Source organism: Pseudoalteromonas sp. SWXJ133 (assembly GCF_015864365.1).
In the GTDB taxonomy this organism is placed as follows: Bacteria; Pseudomonadota; Gammaproteobacteria; order Enterobacterales; family Alteromonadaceae; genus Pseudoalteromonas; species Pseudoalteromonas arctica.
Map to the genome: position 1 here is coordinate 143,674 of NZ_JADYXJ010000001.1, position 23,155 is coordinate 166,828.

The following is a 23,155-nucleotide window of genomic DNA, read 5'->3' on the forward strand; positions in this document are numbered from 1 at the left end:
TTACATAACTCACACACATTTTCATGGAGAGAGCAATGCACACACACACTATTGCGGTAAAAGAAGTAGAACAAATAAATCACTTACCGTTATCGCAAAGCTATTTTAAAGGTATACAAAGCACACCTTTAACAAATTCGACTATCGGGGAGTACTTTGACTTTATTGTCGACAAAAATCCAGAGGCGTTAGCTGTTGTAGTTCATCACCAGGGTATTCGCTTAACGTATAAAGAATTTCAAAAAGAAGTTAATCAACTTGCTATGGGGTTGCTGGCACTTGGCGTGAAACCAGGCGAGCGTGTTGGTATTTGGTCTCCTAATAATATTGAGTGGTGCTTAACCCAATTTGCAACGGCAAAAATTGGCGCAATAATGGTTTGCATCAACCCTGCATATCGCCCTAACGAATTACAATATGCCTTAAATAGTGTTGAATGCTCTACTCTAATCACAGCATCAAACTTTAAAGGCAGTGATTATTTAGAAATGCTCAATGGTTTGGCTCCAGAACTTGCAACTTGCGATAAAAACAAACTTAATTTAAAAGCACTGCCCACTCTTAAAAATATAATTCGTATCGGTGATGAAGAATCTCCTGGTATGCATGCGTTTAATGATGTTATTAACTTGCCAACATCGGCACATGAGCTTGAATTAAAAGCAATAGGTGCAAACTTAAATGCTGAGCAAGACATCAATATACAATTTACATCAGGCACAACAGGCAACCCAAAAGGCGCAACGCTCACTCATAAAAATATTTTAAATAATGCGCTATTCGTCGCCGAATCTATGCACTTTACGAGCGATGACAAGTTATGTATCCCTATCCCGTTATATCATTGCTTTGCAATGGTATTGGGTAGTTTATTGTGTGTTAGTAAAGGTGCAGCAGCCATTTATCCAGGCGATTCGTTTGATGCAAAAACCACACTAGATGTAGTTCAACAAGAAGGATGTACAGCGCTGCACGGTGTACCTACCATGTTTATTAGTGAGCTTGAGCTAAGTAATTTTAACGATTATGACTTAAGTACTTTACGCACGGGTGTAATGGCAGGCTCTACATGCCCAGAGCAAGTAATGCGCAAAGTACAAACACAAATGAACATGCATCAAGTACTGATTGCTTACGGGCAAACTGAGTGCAGCCCCATAAACAACATTACCGAAACAGACTCTTCAATAGAGCGGCAAGTAACGACGGTTGGCCGCGCACTTGCCCATACCGAGGTTAAAATTATTGACGAGTTGGGTAACATTCAACAAATTGGTCAACCTGGCGAAGTGTGTAGTAAAGGTGCAGGTATAATGCGCTGCTATTGGAATGACGATGCTAAAACAAAAGCCACAATAGATGACAACGGTTGGCTACACTCTGGCGATTTAGGTGTCATGGATACAGAAGGGTTTGTCACTATTGTTGGCCGTATTAAAGATATGATTATTCGTGGCGGCGAAAACATTTACCCGCGCGAAATAGAAGAAGTGCTTTACACCTACCCGGGCATTCAAGATGCTGCCATATTTGGTATAACAGATGAAAGGTATGGCGAGGAAGTGTGCGCTTGGATCCAACCAAAAGAAGACGCTGTGCTTGATGAGCAAGCAATTCGTGTGTTTTTAAAAGACAAACTAGCCTATTTTAAAATGCCACGACATATCCGTTTTGTAGAAAACTATCCAATGACAGTAACAGGTAAACTGCAAAAATTTAAAATGCGTGAGCAAATGCAAGAAGAGCTAAGCGACAAAGCCTTCTCCAAATTTTTCTCTACAAAAAATCTGAACTCTGAATAATAAATCTACCTCAAGTAACGATTAAAAAGCACAGCCAATTGGCTGTGCTTTTTGTATACTAAATTTATTATAAATCTAACATTCTCTTTTTTAAACGTTCTAAATCAATCGCACTCGAGCGCACTGTTAATTTAATGTGGCTGTATTCATATTCTTCTTTAACAACACTCATACTCGATCGGATTTCGCCCACAATACCTTTAGCTGTGTACGGGATAACAATCTCTTCTTCAATCATGTCCTCTTGAGCAATGCCAATAATGTATTTGTGCAATTTACTAATATCATCTGGATTACGCGTAGAGGTCATCATCGCATCAGGAAATTCATCCATTAGCGACTGCTGCTGCTCAGTACTTAATTGGTCTGACTTATTCAGTACTAATAATTTTTTGCTGCCTTCCACCCCAACTTCTGCCAGTACTTTATGTACTACTTCAAGCTGTGAGCGAAAAGAAGGGTCTGACGCATCAACAACATACAAAAGTAGCGACGCATCATGTGCTTCAGCGAGCGTTGAGTGAAACGAAGCAACCAAATCATGAGGTAATTTTTTAATAAAACCAACCGTATCTGAAACCAATATACGTGGCTGCGTAATCGGGTACAGTGCGCGAACAGTGGTATCTAGCGTTGCAAAGAGTTTATTTTCGCCTTCTACATCACTACCTGTAATTGCGCGCATCATTGATGACTTGCCCGCATTGGTGTAACCAATTAAAGCCACTGAAAATAGCTCAGAGCGCTGCGTACGTCTGTCCATCATTACATCTTGAACACTAACAAGCTCACGCTTTAATTCTGCTAATTGATCGCGCACCTTACGGCGATTTAGCTCAAGTGTGGTTTCACCCGCACCTTTACCCATTTGGCGTTCTTTATCACCTGTTGATGTTTCACGCAGTCGTGGCGCTACATAATTAAGGCGAGCAATTTCAACTTGTAGTTTTGCAGTTTTAGTACGCGCATGACGGCTAAATATTTCAATGATAATACCGGTGCGATCAAATACTTCTACACCCAGCTGGTTCTCAACATTACGTAGTTGAGAAGGCGTTAAATCACAGTCAAATACCACTACATCGGCACATGCAAAATCAAGTTCGTCTGATGAAATTTCTGACGATATTTCGGTTAAAGGGTCTTCATCAAGTAAATTATCTTCTTGCTCGTCTTCAACCATCCCTTTATTGCCGGTAAGGTGAGCTATTTCAGCTAGTTTACCTGAGCCCAGTACATTAACTTTTTGAGTTGAGCTTTGCTTTTGCGATTGCGTACCTACTACTTTAAATCCTAACGTGGTCACCAAACGAGCAAGCTCTGCAAGCGACTCTGTTGCTTCGTCACCTTTAAATTGTGGTGTACTAATAGAAATAAGTAACGCATTAGGAAGTGATGGTTTTGCAGTTAGTTGCATAATTTTTTGTCTTAATGCACCTAAAGTGCAAACCTAATTTTCATTCGAAAGTAACTTGATCCTACGCTGTTATAGCCCAGCTTTATAGGGTTATAGTTCACTAATGGCGTTAATATTTAAAACTAACCATAATATACTCAATTTTATGGCTAGTTTTAAAATAACATTATAGTAAAGCCTTATTGTTCAGCTTTAATATTAAACGACGCCCTGCTCAATCATTGCATCGGCGACGCGCTTAAAGCCTGCAATGTTAGCGCCTAATAAAAGGTTTCCAGGCTCACCAAATTCTGTAGCAGTGTCGTTGGCGGTAACAAATATATTTTTCATAATTTGTTTTAGCTTTTCGTCAACTTCTTCAAAGGTCCAACTTTGCATACTCGCATTTTGTGCCATTTCTAATTGGCTTGTTGCAACGCCGCCGGCATTGGCCGCTTTACCTGGTCCATACGCAATTTTTGCAGCAATAAAGCAATCAATAGCCTCTTTTGTTGAAGGCATGTTTGCGCCTTCACTTACTAATAAACAACCGCCGGATAATAAAGCGCTTGCATCCGCCTGTGTTAATTCATTTTGTGTGGCGCACGGAAAAGCAGCGGCAGCATTAAAGCGCCAAACAGCGTGCCCATCTTTAGGGTAGTCATTTACAGAAATATAAATAGCATCGGGGTGAGTTTGTTTATATACACTCAAGCAATCACGCGATTGCTCTTTCAAACATTTAATAAGATTTAAATCTATACCCGATTCATGATACACAGTGCCACGAGAGTCGCTGCAACTTACTGGTGTTGCCCCCATTTGATAAAGCTTTTCCATTGCATAAATAGCAACATTACCTGCGCCCGAGACCAAGCAGCGCTTACCTTGTAGGCTATCGCCGCGCGCTTGCAGCATGTAGTCAGCAAAATAAACAGCGCCGTATCCCGTGGCTTCTTTTCGTACAAGCGATCCACCCCACAATAAGCTTTTACCTGTTAAAACACCTTCATAGCGCCCAGTCAAACGCTTATATTGACCAAACAAGTAACCTATTTCTCTCGCCCCTACTCCAATGTCTCCAGCGGGTACGTCGGTTGTAGGGCCAATATGGCGATAGAGCTCGCTCATAAATGATTGGCAAAAACGCATTATTTCAGCATCTGAGCGCCCTTTTGGATCAAAGTTTGCCCCGCCTTTACCACCACCGATTGGTAAACCTGTTAAAGCATTTTTAAATATTTGCTCAAACCCTAAAAATTTAATTATGCTGGCATTCACACTTGGGTGAAAACGTAAGCCACCTTTATAGGGGCCAAGTGCAGAGTTAAACTCAATTCTGTAGCCTTTATTTACCTGAATATTGCCTTCGTCATCAACCCAGGGAACTCTAAACATAATTTGGCGTTCGGGCTCAACTAAGCGTTGTATAATGGCATTTTTTTTGTATTTTTCTGAGTTTTCTAAGATAGGTTCGAGTGATTCAAGTACTTCTTCAACAGCTTGATAAAACTCGCATTGTGCAGGACTACTATTTTTTAATTGTGCTATTGTGCTATGGATATAATTCATAATTATTCTTCCGTGTTAATAATAAAAGTATTTATCAGATGTTAAAGTAAACGTGATCAAGTTTATGATTCATGCTTTAAGGTCTTAATTTAATATAATTAACTATTACCTTAGCATGAAAAATTGAGATATTTAACGCCAGCTACGTGAATTATTTTTGATTGGAAGTTTGATTTTTATTTATTAAAGATGAATTTAAATTCACAGATTTAAAATCGAAACAGTGCCAAGTGAGTTTTTATATTTTCAAAAGGGAGTTTTAGAAGTATTAGGTTAGGTGTGGATTTGTTTAAAAATATAACAATTAATGGGCTTTATACTGCATTGCGCTCGCAAAAAACCCATTAACTAAAAGCTAATTAGCTAAAACCAGTTACTCAGCAGGCTCTTCTGGACGGTGCTGCTTTTGTACGCCGGTTAAAAACAAGCGTAATATTTGATCGTTACAAACACGGTAATGTTTGTTATCTACTTTTCGAGAAAACGCGCTTAACTCATGCTTACTTAGATCAAAATCAACAAGTGCAAGTGTTGCTATAACATCTTCTGCTTTCATATTTAAAGCAATACGTAGCTTCATAAAGATAATATTGTTGTTTAGCTTTTTCTCAGGCTCTGGTTGCTCACCTTCGCGTTTGCCACGTTGGGTATTAATAAACCCATTTAAAAAGCTAGCAAACTCAGTATCACTTATTGGGGTAAAAGCCTCTTCACCTTCTTTAGTTAACCATGCAATTACTTGCTCTTTGGTGACCGTATGCTCTGCTGATGCAAAAACATTGACCATAGCAGTATCAGTTAAGTTAAAAGTGTAGCGAATGCGGCGTAAAATATCGTTATTAGTCAAAGTAAATCCCAAAGTGAGGTATAGCAACCAAGCAGTTATTGCTTAATTTTAAATAAGCACCTAGTTTAACAGGTTTACTAATACCACCCTATTAATTTTTATCTGAGCTTCTTATACCTAGTTACCAAGCACCTTGGCAGGATCTACGCGCGTTGCTTGCCATGCAGGATAAATAGTGGCAAGTATCGCAAGCACAAACGTAACAATCACTGTAATACCAATGTCTTCAAGTACTAATTTACTTGGTAAAAACTCTATAAAATAAACGCCCTCAAGTGGATTGGCTCCAAATAATTGGCTTATCCACGTAAAAAGCTCACTTATATTAAGCGCTAATACCACACCAATTAGTGTTCCTAGTGCCACGCCTACAAATGCTTGCATTAAGCCTTGCATTACAAAGGTGGCTAAAATAGTACTGTCTTTCGCGCCCATGGTTTTTAAAATTGCGATATTGCCTTGTTTTTCGCGTACTTCCATTACCAAGGAGGACACAATATTAAAACTGGCTACCGCTATAATTAAAAACACCACAATATAAACAATGGTACGTACCATTTGAATATCTTGATAAAGGCTGCCTTGGGTTCTAAACCAACTGGAAACATACACGTAGTCGTCAATAGTTTGGCCCACTTTTAGCGCTATTTGGTGCGCCGAAAACACATCATCAACACTTAACCGCAGCCCTGTTACTTGAGTTTCATCGTAACCCAATGTTTGCTGCGCTTTATTAAGATGTATAAACGCAGCGGTACTATCAATGGGGCCGCCCATTTCTATAACACCTGCAAGGTTAAGTGTTACGCGTTTAGGCGCTAATAATGACTGACCTTTTTGGCCTATTTGCGGAATAAGTAACGTAATGTTGTCGCCTACTTTTGCATCTAACTGTTTTACTATTTGCTTACCTAAAATTACATCGTCAAGGCCTAACTGGCTCACTAACTTACCACTGGTAAACTGATTTACCGCCGATACATTACTCTCGAGCGATGGCTCAACACCTCGAATTTCTATCGCTTTTAGCTGGCTTTTATATTGCGCCATCCCATTCACTGCAATAAATGGCGCAGCCCCTGTTACATGCGGTTGTGTTTGTAAATCCTCAACTTTTTGCGACCAATTCGCGATGGGTCTACTTGGTGCTACATATTCAACCTGCGGCACAACACTTAGCAATCTATGTACTAGTTGCTGCTCAAAACCATTAATTACCGACAGCGCCACAATTAAAACCGCGACACCTAATAAAATACCAATAGTCGACGCTTTAGCGATAAAACTAACAAAGCCGTTTTTTTCATCTTTGTGGCCTGAATAGGCTCTAAAACGTTTACTTAAAAATGCACTAAGCAACATACTGCGACTCTTTAATAGCTAGTTTTCCATCGTCTAAATAAGCTATTTTGCCTAGCTTATCGGCAAGTTCTAAATCGTGTGTAACTACCACAAAACTCGTGTTTAAGCTTTGGTTAAGCTCATTTATTAAATCGTAAATTTTAATCGCATTTTGTTTATCTAAATTACCGGTTGGTTCATCAGCAAGCACAAGCGCAGGTTTAGTAACCAGTGCGCGGGCAATAGCCACGCGTTGGCGCTCTCCACCAGAAAGCGCAGACGGTTTATGCGAGCTGCGATGTGCAAGGCCTACTTTTTCGAGCATATCGAGCGCTTGAGCTTTGGCTTCTTTTGCACTCAAGCCTTTAATTAATAATGGCATAGCCACGTTTTCGACTGCGCTAAACTCCATTAATAAGTGATGAAATTGATAGATAAAGCCCAAATTTTGGTTTCTAAATGCGGCTTGCTCTGTTCGCGAAAGTTTTGCAACTTCTTGGTTTTTAATTTTAGCGCTACCTGAGCTTGCGGTATCTAATGTGCCAAGTATGTGTAAAAGCGTACTTTTACCAGAGCCAGAACTCCCCACAATAGCGAGCATTTCACCTTGCTGAAGCGCTAAATCAACGCCTTTTAATACTTCAACTTGGTTGCTGCCATCTTGATAAACCTTACTTAAATTTTCACAACTAATTACTAAATCATTCATAACGTAATACCTCTGCTGGTTTTACTTTTGCGGCTTTACGCGCAGGATATAAGGTAGCTAAAAAGCTCATAGCAATACTGGCAAACGCTATTATTACTAAACTCAAAATATCAAATTTTACCGGAAGCTCTATACCCGCCAATAAGTTTAAGCCCACTAATGCAAGTAGCTCATTTATATATAAACTAAATATTACACCTAAAAATGCGCCTATTGCGGTACCAATTACGCCGTTATATAGGCCTTGCACCATAAACACTTTTTGCACTTGCGAAGGTGTTAAACCTAACGTTTGTAGTATGGCCACTTCGCCTTGTTTTTCGCTTACCATCATGGTTAATGCCGATACAATATTAAATACAGCCACCAATACAATGAGGGCAAGCAACATAGACATAATGCGCTTTTCCATAGCAACGGCTGCAAATAGAGTACCTTGGGTACTGCGCCAATCACTATAATTATGATCTTGTAAAATACGCTGGCTTGCTTCAATAAACTCATCTAGTTCGAAAGGTTCGTGCAATGAAACACTTAAATTTGGGGCAGTGTTTTTATCCAGCTTTAACACCCGTTGTAGTGAAGCGCCACTCGTAAACGCAAGTGCCATATCTATCTCAGATCCGGTTTCGTATATTGCGGCAACTTTAAATAAACGCTGGCTGGGTACTCGCCCAAGTGGTGTATACGTTGAAGCATTAGGCATAATAACGCGAAGCTTATCACCCACGCTAACGCCTAATTTACGACTCAAATAACGGCTTATAGCAATGTTGTAATTTTTGTTTAATACAGTTTTCCAATCGCCTTGCACTATTTTATCGGTAATTCTATACAAAGAACCACTATCGTTATAAAGGCCTTGTAATAAAACGCCGTGCAAGTCTTTATTCGTTTGCAAAATAGCTTCACCGTGGCGATATAAGCTTACATGATCAACATAAGGAGATTGTTCGAGGTCGGTTTTTAGGGTGTTCATTTGGGTGGCAGTGTGTTTACCTGCGCTAACTTCAACATGCGGAATAAGTCCAAGCATATTGGTTTTTAGGCTATTTTCAAACCCGTTCATTACACTGCTTACCGTAAATAATGCCATTAAACCAATAGCGATACCGGCAATAGAAAAAAACGAAATAAACGATATAAACGCATTTCCTTTAGAGGAGCGACTATACCTAAGCCCTATAAATAAGCTAACCGGTTGAAACATATTATTTTTAACACTTATAGTAAAAGTATTGAGCAATAGTAGCACGAAAAAAGTGCCTTTGGGTATGGCGTAAAATGTAAGAAATAATTTAAAAATCTGATACTTGGCTATATTTACAGCAATATGTATTTAACCATTAACTCGCGGTTAAGCTTTCAGCCCGTTAACTAAATAATCGAGCAATACCCGTACATTAGTGGCCACAAACTGCCTTGGTGGATATACGCCCCATACCCCTTCTTGCTGTGGTTGATAGGGTGTTAAAATAGGCACTAATTGTCCTGAGTTAATTTCGTTTTCTATGTAGTAGTCTGGGAGTTGTACAATACCGAGCCCCTTTTTTGCGCCATCCACCAGCGCCCAACCACTATTACACTGTAGCCGCCCCGCTATTTTAATGTGTTTATCGCGCCCATTTTCGTTTACGCGCCAGTAGCTACTATTCCCAATTAAACATTCATGGCTGTTTAGCTCGCCTAAAGTATGCGGCTCACCAAATCGCGTTAAATACTGTGGTGCCGCGCACATAATAAAACGCCGCGCACTTAACCTACGCGCTTTTAAGCTCGAATCTTTTAAATGCCCAAGCCTTATTGCTAAATCAAATCCGCCTTCTAATAAGTTTTCTTGCTCGTTACTTAGTGTGGCAACAACTTCTACCTCGGGATGATCCTTCATAAAATTATGCACTATAGGCATAATGAACGTTTCCCCATACATAACAGGGGCTGTGAGCTTGATTTTACCCTTTGGTGTAGTTTGGTGCGTGGCAAGACCTTGAGTTGCCTCATCCATAGCATGTTGTAAGTGCTTTATTTGATGTAAGTACACTTCGCCTTCTTTGGTTAAAACCACTTTACGGGTTGTACGAGTTAATAGTTGTGTATTTAAACGTTGCTCAAGCGCTGTTACATGGCGGCTAATATGCGCAACCGAAAGCCCAAGCGTTTTCGCAGCCGCAGTAAAGCTGCCCTCCTCCCCTACAGCTATAAACTCATCTATTCCATTCCAACGCGCCATTATTACCATACTGTAAAAGTGTTTTAATAAAATTGAGATTATCATTATTTGAGAAACAAATACAATAAGCACATCACCCAAGCAAATTGGGTCTACAATTATTTTTTAATAGCCAGTTAAAGGAAATAAAACACATGTCTGAATTTATTAAATCAAAAGCTGCCATTGCTTGGGGTCCTAATCAACCACTTAGTGTTGAAGAAGTTGATGTGATGATGCCTAAAAAAGGCGAAGTCATGGTAAAAATTACCGCTACAGGTGTGTGTCATACCGATGCATTTACATTATCGGGCCAAGATCCTGAAGGCATATTTCCTGCTATTTTAGGTCACGAAGGCGCTGGTGTTGTCTATGCTGTTGGCGAAGGCGTAACGAGTGTTGAAGTTGGGGATCATGTTATTCCTTTATACACTGCAGAATGTGGCGTATGTAAAATGTGTACTTCAGGTAAAACTAACCTGTGTTCAGCCGTGCGCGAAACACAAGGTAAAGGCCTAATGCCAGACGGCACTACACGCTTTTTTAAAGATGGCCAACCAATTTATCACTACATGGGTACATCAACGTTCTCTGAGTACACTGTATTGCCAGAAATTTCACTCGCTAAAGTAAATAAAGAAGCATCACTAGAGGAGATTTGCTTACTAGGCTGTGGTGTAACAACAGGCATGGGCGCAGTTACCAACACAGCTAAAGTAAAGCCTGGCGACACTGTTGCTATATTTGGCTTAGGCGGTATTGGTTTATCTGCGATTATTGGCGCAAAGATGGCTGGTGCGGGTCGTATTATTGGTGTTGATATAAACACCACTAAATTCGATTTAGCTACAAAACTAGGTGCAACTGATTTAATTAATCCAAAAGATTTCGACAAGCCAATTCAAGAAGTTATTGTTGAAATGACAGACGGCGGCGTTGACTACTCGTTTGAATGTATTGGTAATGTTGATGTTATGCGCTCAGCGCTTGAGTGTTGTCATAAAGGTTGGGGTGAGTCGGTAATTATTGGCGTAGCCGGTGCTGGCCAAGAAATATCAACCCGTCCGTTCCAACTGGTAACTGGGCGTGTATGGCGTGGTAGCGCATTTGGTGGCGTTAAAGGTCGCTCGCAACTACCTGAAATAGTAGAACGTTATATGGCTGGCGAATTTGCTCTTAACGACTTTATTACCCATACAATGGGCCTTGAAGATATTAACGAAGCATTTGATTTAATGCACGAAGGTAAAAGCATTCGTACGGTAATTCATTACTAATATTTGCTTAAATACGTTTAATAATAAGCCGTAATACTTTTAAGTTTACGGCTTTTAAGGATTAAGTATGTTAGAAAATATCTCAAGTGTAAAAGTGTCTGGCGGTTGGCATAAACAATATACTCACGCTGCAACAAGTACACATTGCACTATGCGCTTTGCCGTATTTTTACCGCCTGGTGCAAGTGAGGCAAACAAAGTACCTGTGCTTTATTGGTTATCAGGTTTAACCTGTACTGACGAAAACTTTATGCAAAAAGCAGGCGCGTTTAAAAAAGCAGCCGAGCTGGGTATTGCAATTGTAGCGCCTGATACCAGCCCGCGCGGCGAAGATGTACCCAATGAAGACGCTTACGATTTTGCACAAGGTGCTGGCTTTTACGTGAATGCAACGCAAGCTCCTTACAACACCCATTTTAATATGTACGATTATGTTGTTAGTGAGTTACCGGCTCTTATTGAACAACACTTTCCCGTCACAAGCACAAAGGCAATTAGTGGTCACTCCATGGGCGGGCACGGTGCATTAATGGTCGCGCTTAAAAACCCTAAAGCATACGTTAGTGCATCTGCGTTTAGCCCTATCGTTAACCCAATAAACTGTCCGTGGGGCGAAAAAGCATTTACAGGGTATTTGGGCAGTGATAAATCGCTTTGGGCACAGTACGACACGTGCGAGCTGATGAAAAAAGCCAAACAAACTGATTACTTACCGATGCTGACTACTCAAGGCGATGCTGATGGTTTTTTAGAGGAGCAACTTAAACCACAAAACTTAGTGGCTGTTGCTAACGAAAAGAGCTACCCGCTAACACTGGAGATGCAAGAAGGTTACGATCATAGTTACTTTTTTATAAGTAGTTTTATTGACCAACACTTATTATTTCATCATCAGTTTTTAACTGCTTAGACTCATTAGTGCGTAGAGATGACTTTTCTACCTCTACACACTCTTTTAGACTTTTAGTGACCTGCCTACATACTTGCGTTGTAGTGCTTTCGCCTTTTACTAGGCTAACAAGAGCCGAATCTATCTTTAATCCCATATCAGTAAAGTTAAATCCGTTTTTATCTGTAGGTATTGGCTCTAGTGGGTTTTTATAAGGCTCTGAACGAGCAGGACTATTATTATATTTATTATCACGTGCATTTGACTGTGCTTGGCCGTCAATAATAGCGCCGGCAAATGTGCAGCCACTTAGATAAATAACACATAAAAATAAAATTAGCGTTCTCATGATTCATCCTGTTCAAAAACATTACCTAAATTATATACAACTTTAAAAATAGCATTGTAAAAATATGTCGGCATGATTACTTAAACTCATTTATAAACTCTTTTGTAAAACCCACCAGCTGAAAAATAAAAATAACTAAAAATGGCAAAGCGCCAATAATCGCAACACTTCTGTTTAACGGTTCGTTATTTTGTACTAACAAAACAAACGCGCATAAACCTAACGCAAACGACCATGCATATAAGCTCCATGTTTGAGCTTCACTTGCACCACTTAATTGGCGAATTACTAAAACAGCAGAGTCTGCTGAAGTTGCTACAAAAATAAGTAACAGTAATAAGCTTGACCAAATTAATAAACCGCCTTGCCACCCTAGCTGCTCAAAAAATACAAATAGCCCTTGTGTATAATCGGCTTTAATAGCCGCTAAAATACCTACATTATGCGTTTGATCCCACGCAATCGCAGAGCCCGAAAACACACTAAACCAAATAATGGTCACTAGGGTTGGTACAAATACAACACCAACAATATATTGCCAAACTGAGCGCCCTTGGCTAATTCTTGCCAAAAACACACCAACAAACGGGCCCCACGCTAACCACCAAAAATAGTAATTGTATGTCCAGCCGCTTGCCCACTCAGGCTTTTTCAGTATGCTTTCAAACTGCCATGTGCCTGTGGTTATAAGTTGAATGTAATCCCACGTACCTCCCAAAGCTATATCTATAATTGGCTGTATAGGCACAAAAATTAATAGCCATACAATAAGCATAAAAGCTAAAAGCACATTAAATTTACTAAGCGTTTGAATTCCTTTTTTAAGCCCCAACTTTGCAGAAATGGTATAAAGCAGCGCAATTAAAAAAATAATAATAAACCCCGAAAATAAAGCAGACTCAACCCCTAGCTCAAGCTCGAGCCCTTTACGCAGTAATAAAGTTGAATTAGCAATTGTGCCCACGACACCAAAAAATATTGCAAGTATGGCAATTAATTTAATGCTAAAGCTCAACTGTAACTGCCAAGCCCGATTAATAACGCCTTTAGTTGCACTGATCACAGGAGCACTAATATCGCCCGCTTTACCACTATTGCGAGTAAGCCCACCTAATAACAAGCCAAATACTGCATAGAGCGCCCATGCATGCGCGCCCCAATTAACTAAGGTAAGTGCCAAACCACTTGTTTGATTGTTAGGATACAAGCTTTGCTTTAAAGGCGAATTAACCGTGTGTAGTGCAGGCTCTGCTACTCCCCAAAATATAAGTCCTGAGCCCATTCCTGCTGCAAACAACATAGAAAGCCAACCAAAGGTACTAAACTCAACAAGTGCTTGCGCTCCTCCTATTTTTCGTTGCCCTAATGGGCTTATAGCAATAGCTATCACAGAAAAAAGTAACAAGTTTACCAATATAAAAAATGGCGAGCCTAAATAACCTAAAATTTTATTAATAGCGGGTTGTAAGTGCTCTGTGAGTAATTCAGGAAATAAAAAAGCAATAACAGATAACCCAACGCAAAATAGTAAGGCTGTTTTTTCAAGCTTAGTGGGTGTGCTTAATGTTTTATTTAAAGGCAAGAGATTCACATAGGTGTCTTTTAGTCTGGATAAAAGAATACGGGGCTTTAAAACTCAGATCAAATTAACTATTGCGTAAAATAGTAATAAAAACATGTAAAAGTTTCCTCAATAATTCTTGTTAAATACAGCTATTAACAATAACTAATTGATTAATAATCATTTATTCCATGGCTTACTGTTTGCTTATTATTAACAAAGTTAACCAGCACAGGCTCAATAATGGAAATTGATTTACAGTGGAATGAAATCGTCGATAATTTAATACATTTAGGTATTGCTTACCTACTTGCACTACCCATGGCTTACGACAGAGAACGCAGCCATGATGGCGCAGGACTTCGTACCTTTCCGCTTGTTGCGGTAGCATCGTGTGGGTATGCACTTATTGCTATGTCGGTTTTAGATGGCGCAGAAGCGCAATCTAAAATGTTACAAGGCATTATTACCGGTATTGGTTTTATAGGCGGTGGCGCAATTTTAAAAAATAACCGTACTACGTCAGGCACTGCAACCGCAGCAAGTATTTGGAACATGGGTTTAATTGGTATAGCCGTAGCGTACAGCCGCTACGAAATAGCAATTTTACTTGCCATTATTAACTTTATAACGCTTAGGTATGTAAAAAAGTTTAAGTAAATTTAATATAGTTAACGTTCAGATTAGCGAATAAATCAGCTCGGTAATTAAGCTTGATATTAAATAACGATATTCCTAATAAACAAGGCTATCAGGAATGGCGGCAGTGTGCCATGAGCGGACATTGATATCGCTTTACTGAGCGGGTTAGAATATGGAACAAAGATAAGTATAACCTACCGTTTCAATTGCGTTTAAATAAATTACGATGCATTAAAATCCGTAGAACTTGCTGATGGCGGTTGCTAATAAACTTCCCGCCGCGCCAACTTTAACATCCCAAGCAGTGGAGGCTGCTTTTCCAATCATTTTACCCATCCAATTGGACACCTCTGTTCCATACTTACCTTCTTTTATTTCATCAGAACTGTTGTCATTCTCAATAGATGTTTCAAGTTCAGCAATATCTTCATCGCTGACTTTATGTTGTTTTAGAACTTCAATTAATGACGGAAGATCATTTTTAATAACAGAGTTTTTAATGGTTTGCGTATTTGAGTCACCCACCACAATTGTAGCGTTATCACCAAATACAGCATTGTTAAATAAATCACTCACTCCAACCTCCTTTGACCTAGTTTTCATTTCATCTGAATCCATTTCAGATGGGAATTTTTCAGAAAGCGCCAAAACGAAATCTAATAACCTAGAGTTTACTTCAGTTAATATTTGAGTCATTGCTCCAGCTGAGTGTACTGCCCAAGCATTTTCCACTTGATAACTACTATCATAGCCTTCTGACAAATAAGGATAGAACTCAGGGGCAACAGATATATTTAGATTTTCCTGTTTCGAGTACTGCTCAATAACAGCAATACCATCCATTAAGTATTTTGTAACCAAACGTTCTCGGATTACTTCATCTAAATGCATAACGGGTAATGTCTGATTTGAATATCTGTATGCCATATTGCTGACATTACCCATTATAGTTACGTGTAGTATTCTATAATCGGGAACCGATTCATTTCCCGAGTATCCTTTCAACTCACAATTAACCCAATCTAATAACTCTTTTTCACCCAACTTATGAAGTAGCACTTTGGTTTTAAGTAATGCTATTTTTAAGTTAAATTCACCAGAGCTTAGTAGATCAATTATTTCTTCAATTAATTTCATAGGGCAACCAATATTGAATTAATGCATAACGCCCGCATTTGCGGCTGGTTTGGAGCCCAGCGGAGAAGCAGTCCTACAACATGCGTTTGTTATGTTTGCCGAATTCTTAGATAAGATCATCAAGAATATCGTCTAAGCCAGCAGCTTTTTCCCTTGCTGCATTGAACAAGTCAAGTAATGCAGGGAAATATTCATTTGCCTCCCATACAACTCGATCATTTTCATCGACAATACAAAGACCTATGCTTTCAGACCAATAAAACTCATGCTCGTCATAGAAATGTTTGGTCCGAAGGTCATAAACACCTATGGACTTTCCCTTGTACTCAGTTTTCAAGAATAGAGGAACTGATTGCTCAGTCTCTTGGTTTAAAGATCTAGGTGTTTCGTATACATTCCATTTAATATTTCCATTTTTGCTTTCAACGAATAGCTTTTTAACTAGCTGTTCAGTTTTGCTGTTTACACTCATAATTAGTTCCAAGTATTGTCTTTAGCTAGTTCAAGGAGAGATGTGACCAAACCGTTTAATTCAGAATACAATTTAAATGCTTCATCTCTGTCTAAACCTGAAATTTCTCTTTTCTTTAGCAAAGAGCGTTTTGGTTGTAGCAAATTTAAATACCTCTCAACCTTTCTGCGTTCATCTTGAGGCAGTTTTTTCTTAATATTTTCCAGCAATGCTTTTGCATGCGAAAATTTTTCAAGTGCTGGCTCTTTATTGCTTTCCCATGTTTTTATGTGAGTAGAAATTTCAGATGTTGCTTTTGCTAGATCCTTATTCAATTCAGGAAGCCTAGCCTTGCGTAGAAAAGACTTTCGAATACTCCGAGCTTCCATGAAAAGAAAAATAGTCACAATCAGACCTATTATAGAGGCAGCTGATCCGATGATATTAATATCTGACAGCCATTCAGGTATCTATATTATTCCTCATGATTTTGTAAAAAATAACAATTTAATAGTGCGCTCATCGCGCATATTACTGCTGGCTTAACCCTCATTTAATATAGTTTTAACAAATTACCTAGAGCAAAAAATTAGGGTGGATGTCTAGTTTATTAGTTTGCTAGGCGACAAATCACGGTTAGTGGCCGCGAATCTTTGAGTAATAAATAGTACAATTCTATAATGGCTACTCAGAAATTTTTTACCGCACTTCGTATATCCGACTCAATTGGTAATTTAAACATAGAAACGATATTACATGCCTCCTCGAACTTTCCTACCTTATACACATTAGACGCTTCTATCACAAGATTATCCTTATAGTAATCCTTAAAAAAAACGTATATCCAATTGAACTCTTTATTAATAGAGGTTGAAGAAAAAGAGCCATTTTTAATACTTTCAAATAATTCTATATTTTTTACCTTGATCATTGCTGCGGGTAAAAAATATTGAAATAGCTCTGTGCCCATGTCCTTATCCAATGATGCAAAACAAAAACTCACATAGCTGAAAGTCCGTTCTACTTCGCGACTATTCATTTTAAGATGTTTATTCGAGGATAAAGAAATAAACATACTCTTTAATCGCTCTAATTTGGGTTGTTCCATTGAAAATTGGATATTAAACTCATCCATAAAACTATTAAACAATAACTCGTATGAATTTTCGTGATGTTTGTTATCTACAGTTGGCAAATTCACTTCAATATGGACAAACTTTTCTAAGTATTTAAGTGAGTCCTCACGATCAACACCGTAAACGTTTGAAATTATTTTTGACAGCTGGCTTTTATTATAAGAAATAACAAATATGACATTTTTAGCCGAAAAAAGATGTTTTATTTTTTCTAATACTTCTACGGCAAAGTCAGGGCGACAGCGATCAAGCTCATCAACGAAGAACACGACTTTTTCGCTACCTGTGGAGACTGACTGTAGGGCTTCAACATAAGACTTAATGGTGGCTTTAGAGCCCTCATAGGCTTCAAATTTTTTATTTAAGTCAAGCTCTAGTGTACCAAATGTAGCTGTATTAAATGCACTAGTAGTAACCTTTACTAGCTCAGAGCTATCTACTATCCCCGCCGTTAAAGATTTAACTGCTAAATTAGTACCTAGCTTAACAAGTTCTATAGCAGTATTTTTAGTAACCTTTTTTAAGTGCTGAAGTTGTTTTTGATTTTTTTTATGATTTTTGTCTTTTTGATCCTGCTTATTGAAATGGTTTTCTACCCCGTATGTAATCGTGGCCCCAATAGATAAAAATGTGTCGCTTGCAAAGTCGTTCGCGAAAGCATCGTAGTATATTGGAATTAAATTGGTTGAGAACTTTAAATCGTGAATTAGTTGATGAATGAATGAAGTTTTCCCCTCCCCCCAAGTTGCATCAATCGCTAAAACAAATCCCCCATCGATATTGTAAAAGATATTTTTTAAGCTGGTCGAAAACTCCTTACGACCAAATATATAACGACTATTATTATCAATCCTTGTCTCTTGGTGCTTTATTGCTAACTTCATAAGTGCCTTATCTCCACCTTGGTCCAGCGCTAGGTTTTGGATGGGTAGTAGTAAATTCTATTGTCTTTAAACCATAATCATTTTTAATAAACTGTGAAACCATATCTATCTCAGGAAAAAGCTTAGCTTTAGAAATACCGATACCAACAAGCTGCTTCAATATTTGATCTTTATCTGAAGCCTTTATGATATATTTTTTTCCATTCAGCCTGTATATCCAACTTTCAGGTATCGATGCTGGTGTATGTTTATTTTGTGCTGTTCCAAATAAAAGAAATGCCCCATCTTGCCTGATAACCCGCTGGTTATCCATTTTAGGTTTTACACAAACAACACTTTTAATATGTGTTGGCTGTATTCTAGGTGAAAAATAAGGCTTTTCTTGTTGAATATCATGCATTAATTTGGTCGCATGATGATTACTTTCATTATGGAAACGTAGTGCGGAAGAATAACTTTGAGCTATCTCAAAATCTGATTTTGACCAAGCTATATTAGAAATAACGCTAACAGTATCACTATCGAAATATTTAACTTCTTCCCTAGGTATTTTAAAAAATAAAAATTCACCATCTTTATTTTTATTTTTCTCGCAAGTACATGCAAAATATAAAGCGACTAAAGGGTTTTCTGATAAATCGAGTAATCTTGTAGGAAGATCATAATGTTGCATTTTTACCAGCTTTTCAAAGCTAGTCTGCATAAAAGAAAAATCATTTGGGCAACGCATTAGCATTTCCCTTATCATCTTATCTTCATTACTTAACCATTCAGATTTTCTATAAATAGACGGTAGTAGCTGGAATGACTTATCAGCATGTCCTCTAAAAAAATATAGATCATCACTTTGCTCTAGTTCAGAGAGTATAGTAAGTAGTGTTCTTACACTACCTAATTTTGATTCTTCAAATAGCATATAAGTCCGTATCAACTGTGGCTTTTTAACAATTTAATAATGCGTTAATCGCGATTTTTTCTGTCGATAGCACGCAACTATTTCTTTTTATACTTTTAACAAATTACCTATGATATTACCAACAAAAGCAATTTATCATTTCTAAACAAAGCTTAATTAAACAATATCCCTCCTTCACTCAAAGCCTTAAAAATATGGAATAGCAGTTTAACTGACTACCCAAGGCCTAACCACACCAGTCCTTCGCTTTAGTACCACTATCATAAGCAACACCTAAGCTCGAGCTGATTAGAATGTCAGTCAGGTTTTTATCATCCACGTATACGACAGCCACTATTCTAAAATACTTACCACGTTTTGTATTTCTAAGCTCAATATCCTTGCTGAGCGAAGCGCTTCAACCGTTACTTGCTTCCACTTACCGTGCATTTCAGGACACCCGCAACACGAATGCCAATCCTCTATCAGAGAATGCAAACTCGCTATATTGGCGCGAAAGGTGTCACCGCCATAGATTGAGGTAACTGTTTCAACTGTCAGCGTTCCGTGGTTTTTGTTTTTGATAAGTTCGGAGTGAGCATTTAACGCCTGATGTATGAATATAATAAATAGTCTCGTAGTGTATTTTCGACGTTTTAATAATTAATACTTACCCTACTATTGCGAAAAAACTGAATCGGACATGTGGCGAGTAATAAAGCTTGTTTAACAGTGCTTGAGACAGTGAATTTTAGAACGGTTTAGAGCGGAGAAATAGGTCTGTTTGTGGCTCCAGTGAGGGTCTTTTCTTACGGTGAAGTCTGTGCTCGCTCTGTACCGACTCCAATGTTTAAGAACTCATAATGATGCTACAGCCTATTAAATAAGGGGTGTTGAGTATTTTTGTAGGAATGCATTACGTAATTTCAGACATTAAAAAAGGCGCTTAAAAAGCGCCTTGCTAACAAGTATGAGTGCTTAAAACATATCTTGATAGGAATTTGTTGTACTAAACGTAATTGCTTTTTTAAAGCCAGGTAAATGAATACTTTGCTCGTCAATTACAATGTCGTTGTCGTCAATGAGTCCGTCGCCAAAGCGGTAAATAAGCTCGTACTGGCCTAAATCGGCTTGTGTTTTATACGTTTGCTGCGCAGCTTTAATTGCTACATTTTTCTGCGCGTAACTAGTCATAACGTCATTGCCATGGCGCTTAGTGAGCATTTGCATTGTCACTTTTGGTGACAGCACAGTAGAGGTTGCATTGTTACCGCCAAAGCCTTTTGAATTTATAAAAGCTATATCCATATCGCCGCATTCGTAATGGCTATTACGAATATCAAGATGATCGGTGTAAACATCGTCAGCCACTTTATCAATTGTGGTAATACCCGGCATAATGTTGTGACTAAATACACCTAGAGCTATCGCTAATTGGTCACCACTTGCTGGTGCGATAGTATGTCCAACATAAGCTTTTGGCGCTGTCACTTTCCAATTATCAATAGCAAATGTTTGTGCCACTTTGTGATATATCAGCGACTCTGTTACGCGGTTTAACGGTGTACTTGAGCCATGCGCTAAAATAAAGCTACGTTCTTGCAAAGCTTCTTTACCTAAAAGGCTCGTTGCCAAAGCAGCCGATTTAGCCATAGTAATATAGTTACCAGGACCAGGTGATGTAATTGATTTTTTTATGCCATCTGCATTAACAAATACATCCGGCACAGAGCCCATAATGTCAGCACCTAATTCAAGGGCTAAAGCATCGTCCATTAAAATAGCAACTTGTGCGCCTTCACCTAATGTAAAGCCGCAGTTATCCCCAAACGGGCGACTACTTTTACGGTAATCAGGTTCTTCATCATGTGATAAGTTATCTAAACGACGCAAACCTTCAACATTGGCAAGTGCGCTCATGTTACCAAAGCCTTCAATCACTTCGGGTGTAATAGCACACTCAACACTTGCTACAACTGCAACACGCGTACGCCCAGCTTGTATATCGTTTACTGCTGCACGTAAGTTATATAAAAACGTAGCACAGGCTCCTGAGGTCGAAAATGTAGTCCCCACATTGCCAGTAACATACGCGTTAATAAAATCAGTCGACATGGTATTTAAACCCAGTGCTAACTGTTTAGTACTAACACGGTCGCCTTGTTGGCGCGCTTTTACTAAACCGCCAAGGCCTTTGTCGTCCATTTGGCCAATTACCGATGCTGAATAAGTACCAATTTTATCTGGCTCTACGCTATTCATAATGTGTTGCCAATCAAGCCCTGTTGATTTAATCGCATCGGTAGCTGCAAAAATTGTCGCTTGCAGGCCACGTGGCTGATAACGGCTGTTATACATAACAGACGGATCAAACCCTGTCGGAAACTGCCCTGCAGATTTAATTGGGTTATCACGCGTTGAGTTGTGTTTTACATCAATGTCGGCGGCAATAGTAACTTTAACTTTTTTGCCTTCAAGTTCTTCAACCTGCCAACTAGCCGGAACCGGCGTTGGTAAGTCGCGAGCACGTGTTTCAAACACAATTGCGTTTTCGTTTGATGCGCTTAGTGTCATTTTTTGCTGCCACGGTGTGGCATCAGCATCAAAATGTTCTTTTTCAATTTTACGAATAAGTGTACCGGCAATAATTTGCTCACCAAAGCGTGCTTCTATGTCGCTTTGCTCAACATTATTACCTTGTGTATCTTGTAATTGGCCGTTTACAACGCTTACTAGATTCATCAGTGTGGCGAGGCCTAAAAATGTTTCACTGCGATCTTGAGCGTTTAAACTATCTAACACGATACGGCGATAACCTTGATGAAAAGAAGTACGGCCAGCGGCGTTAATACCACCCATGCCTACTATAACGGGTAATGCAGTCATAATTTACCTTTAAAAAACGTGTTATTAGAAGAACAGCCAGTTTAAATGGATTATGCACTATGCATTGTGCTTTAATAGCCAAATATCCAGCACAAAAGGCCAAAATGTACTGGTCGGAGCATTTATATGACTGACAAACACACTAATCCACCACTAAACATTGCTATAGCGGTTTATCCGCATTTATTAGTGACTAGTTTAACGCTGCCAATTGAGATGTTAAGAGCCGGCGAGGCCTTTGCTAAAGGCCATATTGATAAACAAAGCTTTAGACCGCTTGCTATAAATTTAGTGGCTAAAAATGCAGAATCTATAGCTACTCGCGCAGGCCTTGCGATAATTCCTGATTGCATAACAACTAGTGCGCCCTATAGTGATTTAATTATAGTGCCTGGTATTTGGCGCAATCCGCGCCCAGTGGTGCGTACAAATCAAGACGTAGTTGACTGGCTAAGCGAGAGCTTTAGCGCAGGCAGCCATATAATTGGTGTAGGCACTGGCAACTGCTTACTAGCTGAGGCTGGCTTACTTGATGGGCACCCTGCTACAACCCATTGGCACTACGCCAATCAATTTAGCCACGACTACCCGTTAGTGCGTTTAAAACCCGACTTTTTTATAACTCAGTCAGAACGCATGTATACCGTAGCAAGCCTTAATGCCCTTGCAGATGTGATCGTACATATTATTAGTCAGTACTATGGAAAAGCCGCCGCTCAACATGTAGAGCGAAACTTTTCGCACGAAATACGTAAACCCTACGAAGATCAACGCTACTTAGAAGGCGCAGTTGACCGCCACCCCGACGAGCTAATTGCGCAAATTCAGTTTTGGCTAAAAACAAATTTAGCCACCGAGTTAAACCTGCAAGAAGTCGCTGCCCAATTTAGCTTGAGCTACCGTACTTTTACCCGCCGTTTTAGAGCCGCCACTAATCAAAGCCCTATTGAGTATTGGCAACAATTACGCGTAGAAGGTGCGAAGGAGTTACTAGCGTCATCAAATCTATCAATTCAAGAAGTAGCCTTAGAAGTGGGATATAACGACCAAGGGCATTTAACGCGTGTGTTTAAAAAGGTATTAAGCCAAACGCCCAGTGGTTATAGAAAAGTAGTTAGACGAAAGTTATTTGGTTAGTCGTCATTTTATAGCACTTGTTCAAAATGTAATTA

Annotated in this window: 20 protein-coding genes; 5 read left to right on the forward strand and 15 right to left on the reverse strand. The window is 39.1% G+C overall.

Annotated features, from left to right (window positions below):
- Positions 1–35: 35 nt before the first annotated feature.
- Positions 36–1,802: an AMP-binding protein gene (locus tag I6F40_RS00565; RefSeq protein WP_197192341.1), complete on the forward strand. Its 1,767-nt coding sequence runs from the start codon at positions 36–38 to the stop codon at positions 1,800–1,802.
- 67 nt (positions 1,803–1,869) lie between these two features.
- Here the strand turns inward: I6F40_RS00565 and hflX are convergent, their stop codons facing one another.
- The 7 genes from hflX to I6F40_RS00600 all read right to left on the reverse strand — a co-directional run bounded on the left by hflX (position 1,870) and on the right by I6F40_RS00600 (position 9,897).
- Entirely contained in the window at positions 1,870–3,219 is a 1,350-nt protein-coding gene (gene hflX / locus I6F40_RS00570; protein WP_197192342.1) for a GTPase HflX, read from the reverse strand.
- A 198-nt stretch (positions 3,220–3,417) separates the two neighbouring features.
- A complete protein-coding gene (gdhA, locus tag I6F40_RS00575; RefSeq protein WP_197192343.1) occupies positions 3,418–4,770 on the reverse strand; it encodes an NADP-specific glutamate dehydrogenase in 1,353 nt (450 codons plus the stop codon).
- Positions 4,771–5,143: 373 nt separating this feature from the next.
- Positions 5,144–5,617, reverse strand: a complete 474-nt coding sequence (locus I6F40_RS00580) for a DUF1456 family protein (RefSeq protein ID WP_165721539.1) — start codon at positions 5,615–5,617, stop codon at positions 5,144–5,146.
- Positions 5,618–5,734: 117 nt separating this feature from the next.
- Positions 5,735–6,979, reverse strand: coding sequence for a lipoprotein-releasing ABC transporter permease subunit (locus tag I6F40_RS00585; protein ID WP_008134012.1), 1,245 nt, complete (start codon positions 6,977–6,979; stop codon positions 5,735–5,737).
- On the reverse strand, positions 6,969–7,667 hold the full coding sequence (gene lolD / locus I6F40_RS00590) for a lipoprotein-releasing ABC transporter ATP-binding protein LolD (RefSeq protein WP_182769664.1): 699 nt from the start codon (positions 7,665–7,667) through the stop codon (positions 6,969–6,971). Before lolD ends, I6F40_RS00585 begins: the two co-directional genes overlap by 11 nt.
- Complete coding sequence (locus I6F40_RS00595; protein ID WP_024590127.1) at positions 7,660–8,877, reverse strand: lipoprotein-releasing ABC transporter permease subunit; 1,218 nt, start codon at positions 8,875–8,877, stop codon at positions 7,660–7,662. Before I6F40_RS00595 ends, lolD begins: the two co-directional genes overlap by 8 nt.
- A gap of 147 nt (positions 8,878–9,024) precedes the next feature.
- Positions 9,025–9,897: a LysR family transcriptional regulator gene (locus I6F40_RS00600; RefSeq protein ID WP_197192344.1), complete on the reverse strand. Its 873-nt coding sequence runs from the start codon at positions 9,895–9,897 to the stop codon at positions 9,025–9,027.
- Between the two features lie 134 nt (positions 9,898–10,031).
- Here I6F40_RS00600 and I6F40_RS00605 point away from each other — a divergent pair, with 134 nt between their 5' ends.
- The gene (locus tag I6F40_RS00605) at positions 10,032–11,153 is read left to right on the forward strand and encodes an S-(hydroxymethyl)glutathione dehydrogenase/class III alcohol dehydrogenase (protein WP_182720871.1); all 1,122 of its coding nucleotides are present in this window, start codon (positions 10,032–10,034) and stop codon (positions 11,151–11,153) included.
- Between the two features lie 67 nt (positions 11,154–11,220).
- Positions 11,221–12,063 carry an S-formylglutathione hydrolase gene (gene fghA / locus I6F40_RS00610; RefSeq protein WP_197178774.1) on the forward strand — a complete coding sequence of 281 codons (843 nt, stop codon included), beginning with the start codon at positions 11,221–11,223 and terminating at the stop codon, positions 12,061–12,063.
- Here fghA and I6F40_RS00615 read toward each other — a convergent pair.
- Positions 12,017–12,391, reverse strand: a complete 375-nt coding sequence (locus I6F40_RS00615) for a hypothetical protein (RefSeq protein WP_197192345.1) — start codon at positions 12,389–12,391, stop codon at positions 12,017–12,019. The two genes, fghA and I6F40_RS00615, sit on opposite strands and share 47 nt — an antisense overlap.
- 76 nt (positions 12,392–12,467) lie before the next feature.
- A complete protein-coding gene (locus tag I6F40_RS00620; RefSeq protein ID WP_331460290.1) occupies positions 12,468–13,982 on the reverse strand; it encodes a BCCT family transporter in 1,515 nt (504 codons plus the stop codon).
- A 213-nt stretch (positions 13,983–14,195) separates the two neighbouring features.
- On the opposite strand from I6F40_RS00620, the gene I6F40_RS00625 reads away from it, so the two are divergent.
- Entirely contained in the window at positions 14,196–14,612 is a 417-nt protein-coding gene (locus I6F40_RS00625; RefSeq protein ID WP_197192346.1) for an MgtC/SapB family protein, read from the forward strand.
- A 213-nt stretch (positions 14,613–14,825) separates the two neighbouring features.
- On the opposite strand, the gene I6F40_RS00630 is transcribed toward I6F40_RS00625, so the two are convergent.
- The 6 genes from I6F40_RS00630 to I6F40_RS00660 form a co-directional block, all read right to left on the reverse strand.
- On the reverse strand, positions 14,826–15,731 hold the full coding sequence (locus tag I6F40_RS00630) for an AbiTii domain-containing protein (RefSeq protein WP_197192347.1): 906 nt from the start codon (positions 15,729–15,731) through the stop codon (positions 14,826–14,828).
- A 106-nt stretch (positions 15,732–15,837) separates the two neighbouring features.
- Entirely contained in the window at positions 15,838–16,203 is a 366-nt protein-coding gene (locus tag I6F40_RS00635; RefSeq protein WP_197192348.1) for a hypothetical protein, read from the reverse strand.
- Between the two features lie 2 nt (positions 16,204–16,205).
- Positions 16,206–16,589, reverse strand: a complete 384-nt coding sequence (locus tag I6F40_RS00640) for a hypothetical protein (RefSeq protein WP_197192349.1) — start codon at positions 16,587–16,589, stop codon at positions 16,206–16,208.
- Between the two features lie 281 nt (positions 16,590–16,870).
- Complete coding sequence (locus tag I6F40_RS00645; protein ID WP_197192350.1) at positions 16,871–18,202, reverse strand: KAP family P-loop NTPase fold protein; 1,332 nt, start codon at positions 18,200–18,202, stop codon at positions 16,871–16,873.
- A gap of 7 nt (positions 18,203–18,209) precedes the next feature.
- The gene (locus I6F40_RS00650; protein ID WP_197192351.1) at positions 18,210–19,118 is read right to left on the reverse strand and encodes an FRG domain-containing protein; all 909 of its coding nucleotides are present in this window, start codon (positions 19,116–19,118) and stop codon (positions 18,210–18,212) included.
- A gap of 957 nt (positions 19,119–20,075) precedes the next feature.
- Positions 20,076–21,983 (reverse strand): beta-ketoacyl synthase, encoded by a 1,908-nt coding sequence (locus I6F40_RS00660; RefSeq protein ID WP_197192352.1) that lies wholly within the window; start codon positions 21,981–21,983, stop codon positions 20,076–20,078.
- A 126-nt stretch (positions 21,984–22,109) separates the two neighbouring features.
- Here I6F40_RS00660 and I6F40_RS00665 point away from each other — a divergent pair, with 126 nt between their 5' ends.
- Positions 22,110–23,120, forward strand: a complete 1,011-nt coding sequence (locus I6F40_RS00665) for a GlxA family transcriptional regulator (protein WP_166376275.1) — start codon at positions 22,110–22,112, stop codon at positions 23,118–23,120.
- The last annotated feature ends 35 nt before the right edge of the window (positions 23,121–23,155 follow it).

Bases quoted from the DNA above. Each gene is read 5' to 3' on its own strand.
- I6F40_RS00665 (WP_166376275.1), top strand. From the start codon at position 22,110: ATGACTGACAAACACACTAATCCACCACTAAACATTGCTATAGCGGTT.
- fghA (WP_197178774.1), top strand. From the start codon at position 11,221: ATGTTAGAAAATATCTCAAGTGTAAAAGTGTCTGGCGGTTGGCATAAA.
- I6F40_RS00615 (WP_197192345.1), bottom strand. From the start codon at position 12,391: ATGAGAACGCTAATTTTATTTTTATGTGTTATTTATCTAAGTGGCTGC.
- I6F40_RS00645 (WP_197192350.1), bottom strand. From the start codon at position 18,202: ATGAAGTTAGCAATAAAGCACCAAGAGACAAGGATTGATAATAATAGT.
- I6F40_RS00600 (WP_197192344.1), bottom strand. From the start codon at position 9,897: ATGGCGCGTTGGAATGGAATAGATGAGTTTATAGCTGTAGGGGAGGAG.
- I6F40_RS00565 (WP_197192341.1), top strand. From the start codon at position 36: ATGCACACACACACTATTGCGGTAAAAGAAGTAGAACAAATAAATCAC.
- lolD (WP_182769664.1), bottom strand. From the start codon at position 7,667: ATGAATGATTTAGTAATTAGTTGTGAAAATTTAAGTAAGGTTTATCAA.
- I6F40_RS00635 (WP_197192348.1), bottom strand. From the start codon at position 16,203: ATGAGTGTAAACAGCAAAACTGAACAGCTAGTTAAAAAGCTATTCGTT.
- I6F40_RS00595 (WP_024590127.1), bottom strand. From the start codon at position 8,877: ATGTTTCAACCGGTTAGCTTATTTATAGGGCTTAGGTATAGTCGCTCC.
- I6F40_RS00650 (WP_197192351.1), bottom strand. From the start codon at position 19,118: ATGCTATTTGAAGAATCAAAATTAGGTAGTGTAAGAACACTACTTACT.
- I6F40_RS00660 (WP_197192352.1), bottom strand. From the start codon at position 21,983: ATGACTGCATTACCCGTTATAGTAGGCATGGGTGGTATTAACGCCGCT.
- I6F40_RS00625 (WP_197192346.1), top strand. From the start codon at position 14,196: ATGGAAATTGATTTACAGTGGAATGAAATCGTCGATAATTTAATACAT.
- I6F40_RS00585 (WP_008134012.1), bottom strand. From the start codon at position 6,979: ATGTTGCTTAGTGCATTTTTAAGTAAACGTTTTAGAGCCTATTCAGGC.
- gdhA (WP_197192343.1), bottom strand. From the start codon at position 4,770: ATGAATTATATCCATAGCACAATAGCACAATTAAAAAATAGTAGTCCT.
- hflX (WP_197192342.1), bottom strand. From the start codon at position 3,219: ATGCAACTAACTGCAAAACCATCACTTCCTAATGCGTTACTTATTTCT.
- I6F40_RS00630 (WP_197192347.1), bottom strand. From the start codon at position 15,731: ATGAAATTAATTGAAGAAATAATTGATCTACTAAGCTCTGGTGAATTT.
- I6F40_RS00605 (WP_182720871.1), top strand. From the start codon at position 10,032: ATGTCTGAATTTATTAAATCAAAAGCTGCCATTGCTTGGGGTCCTAAT.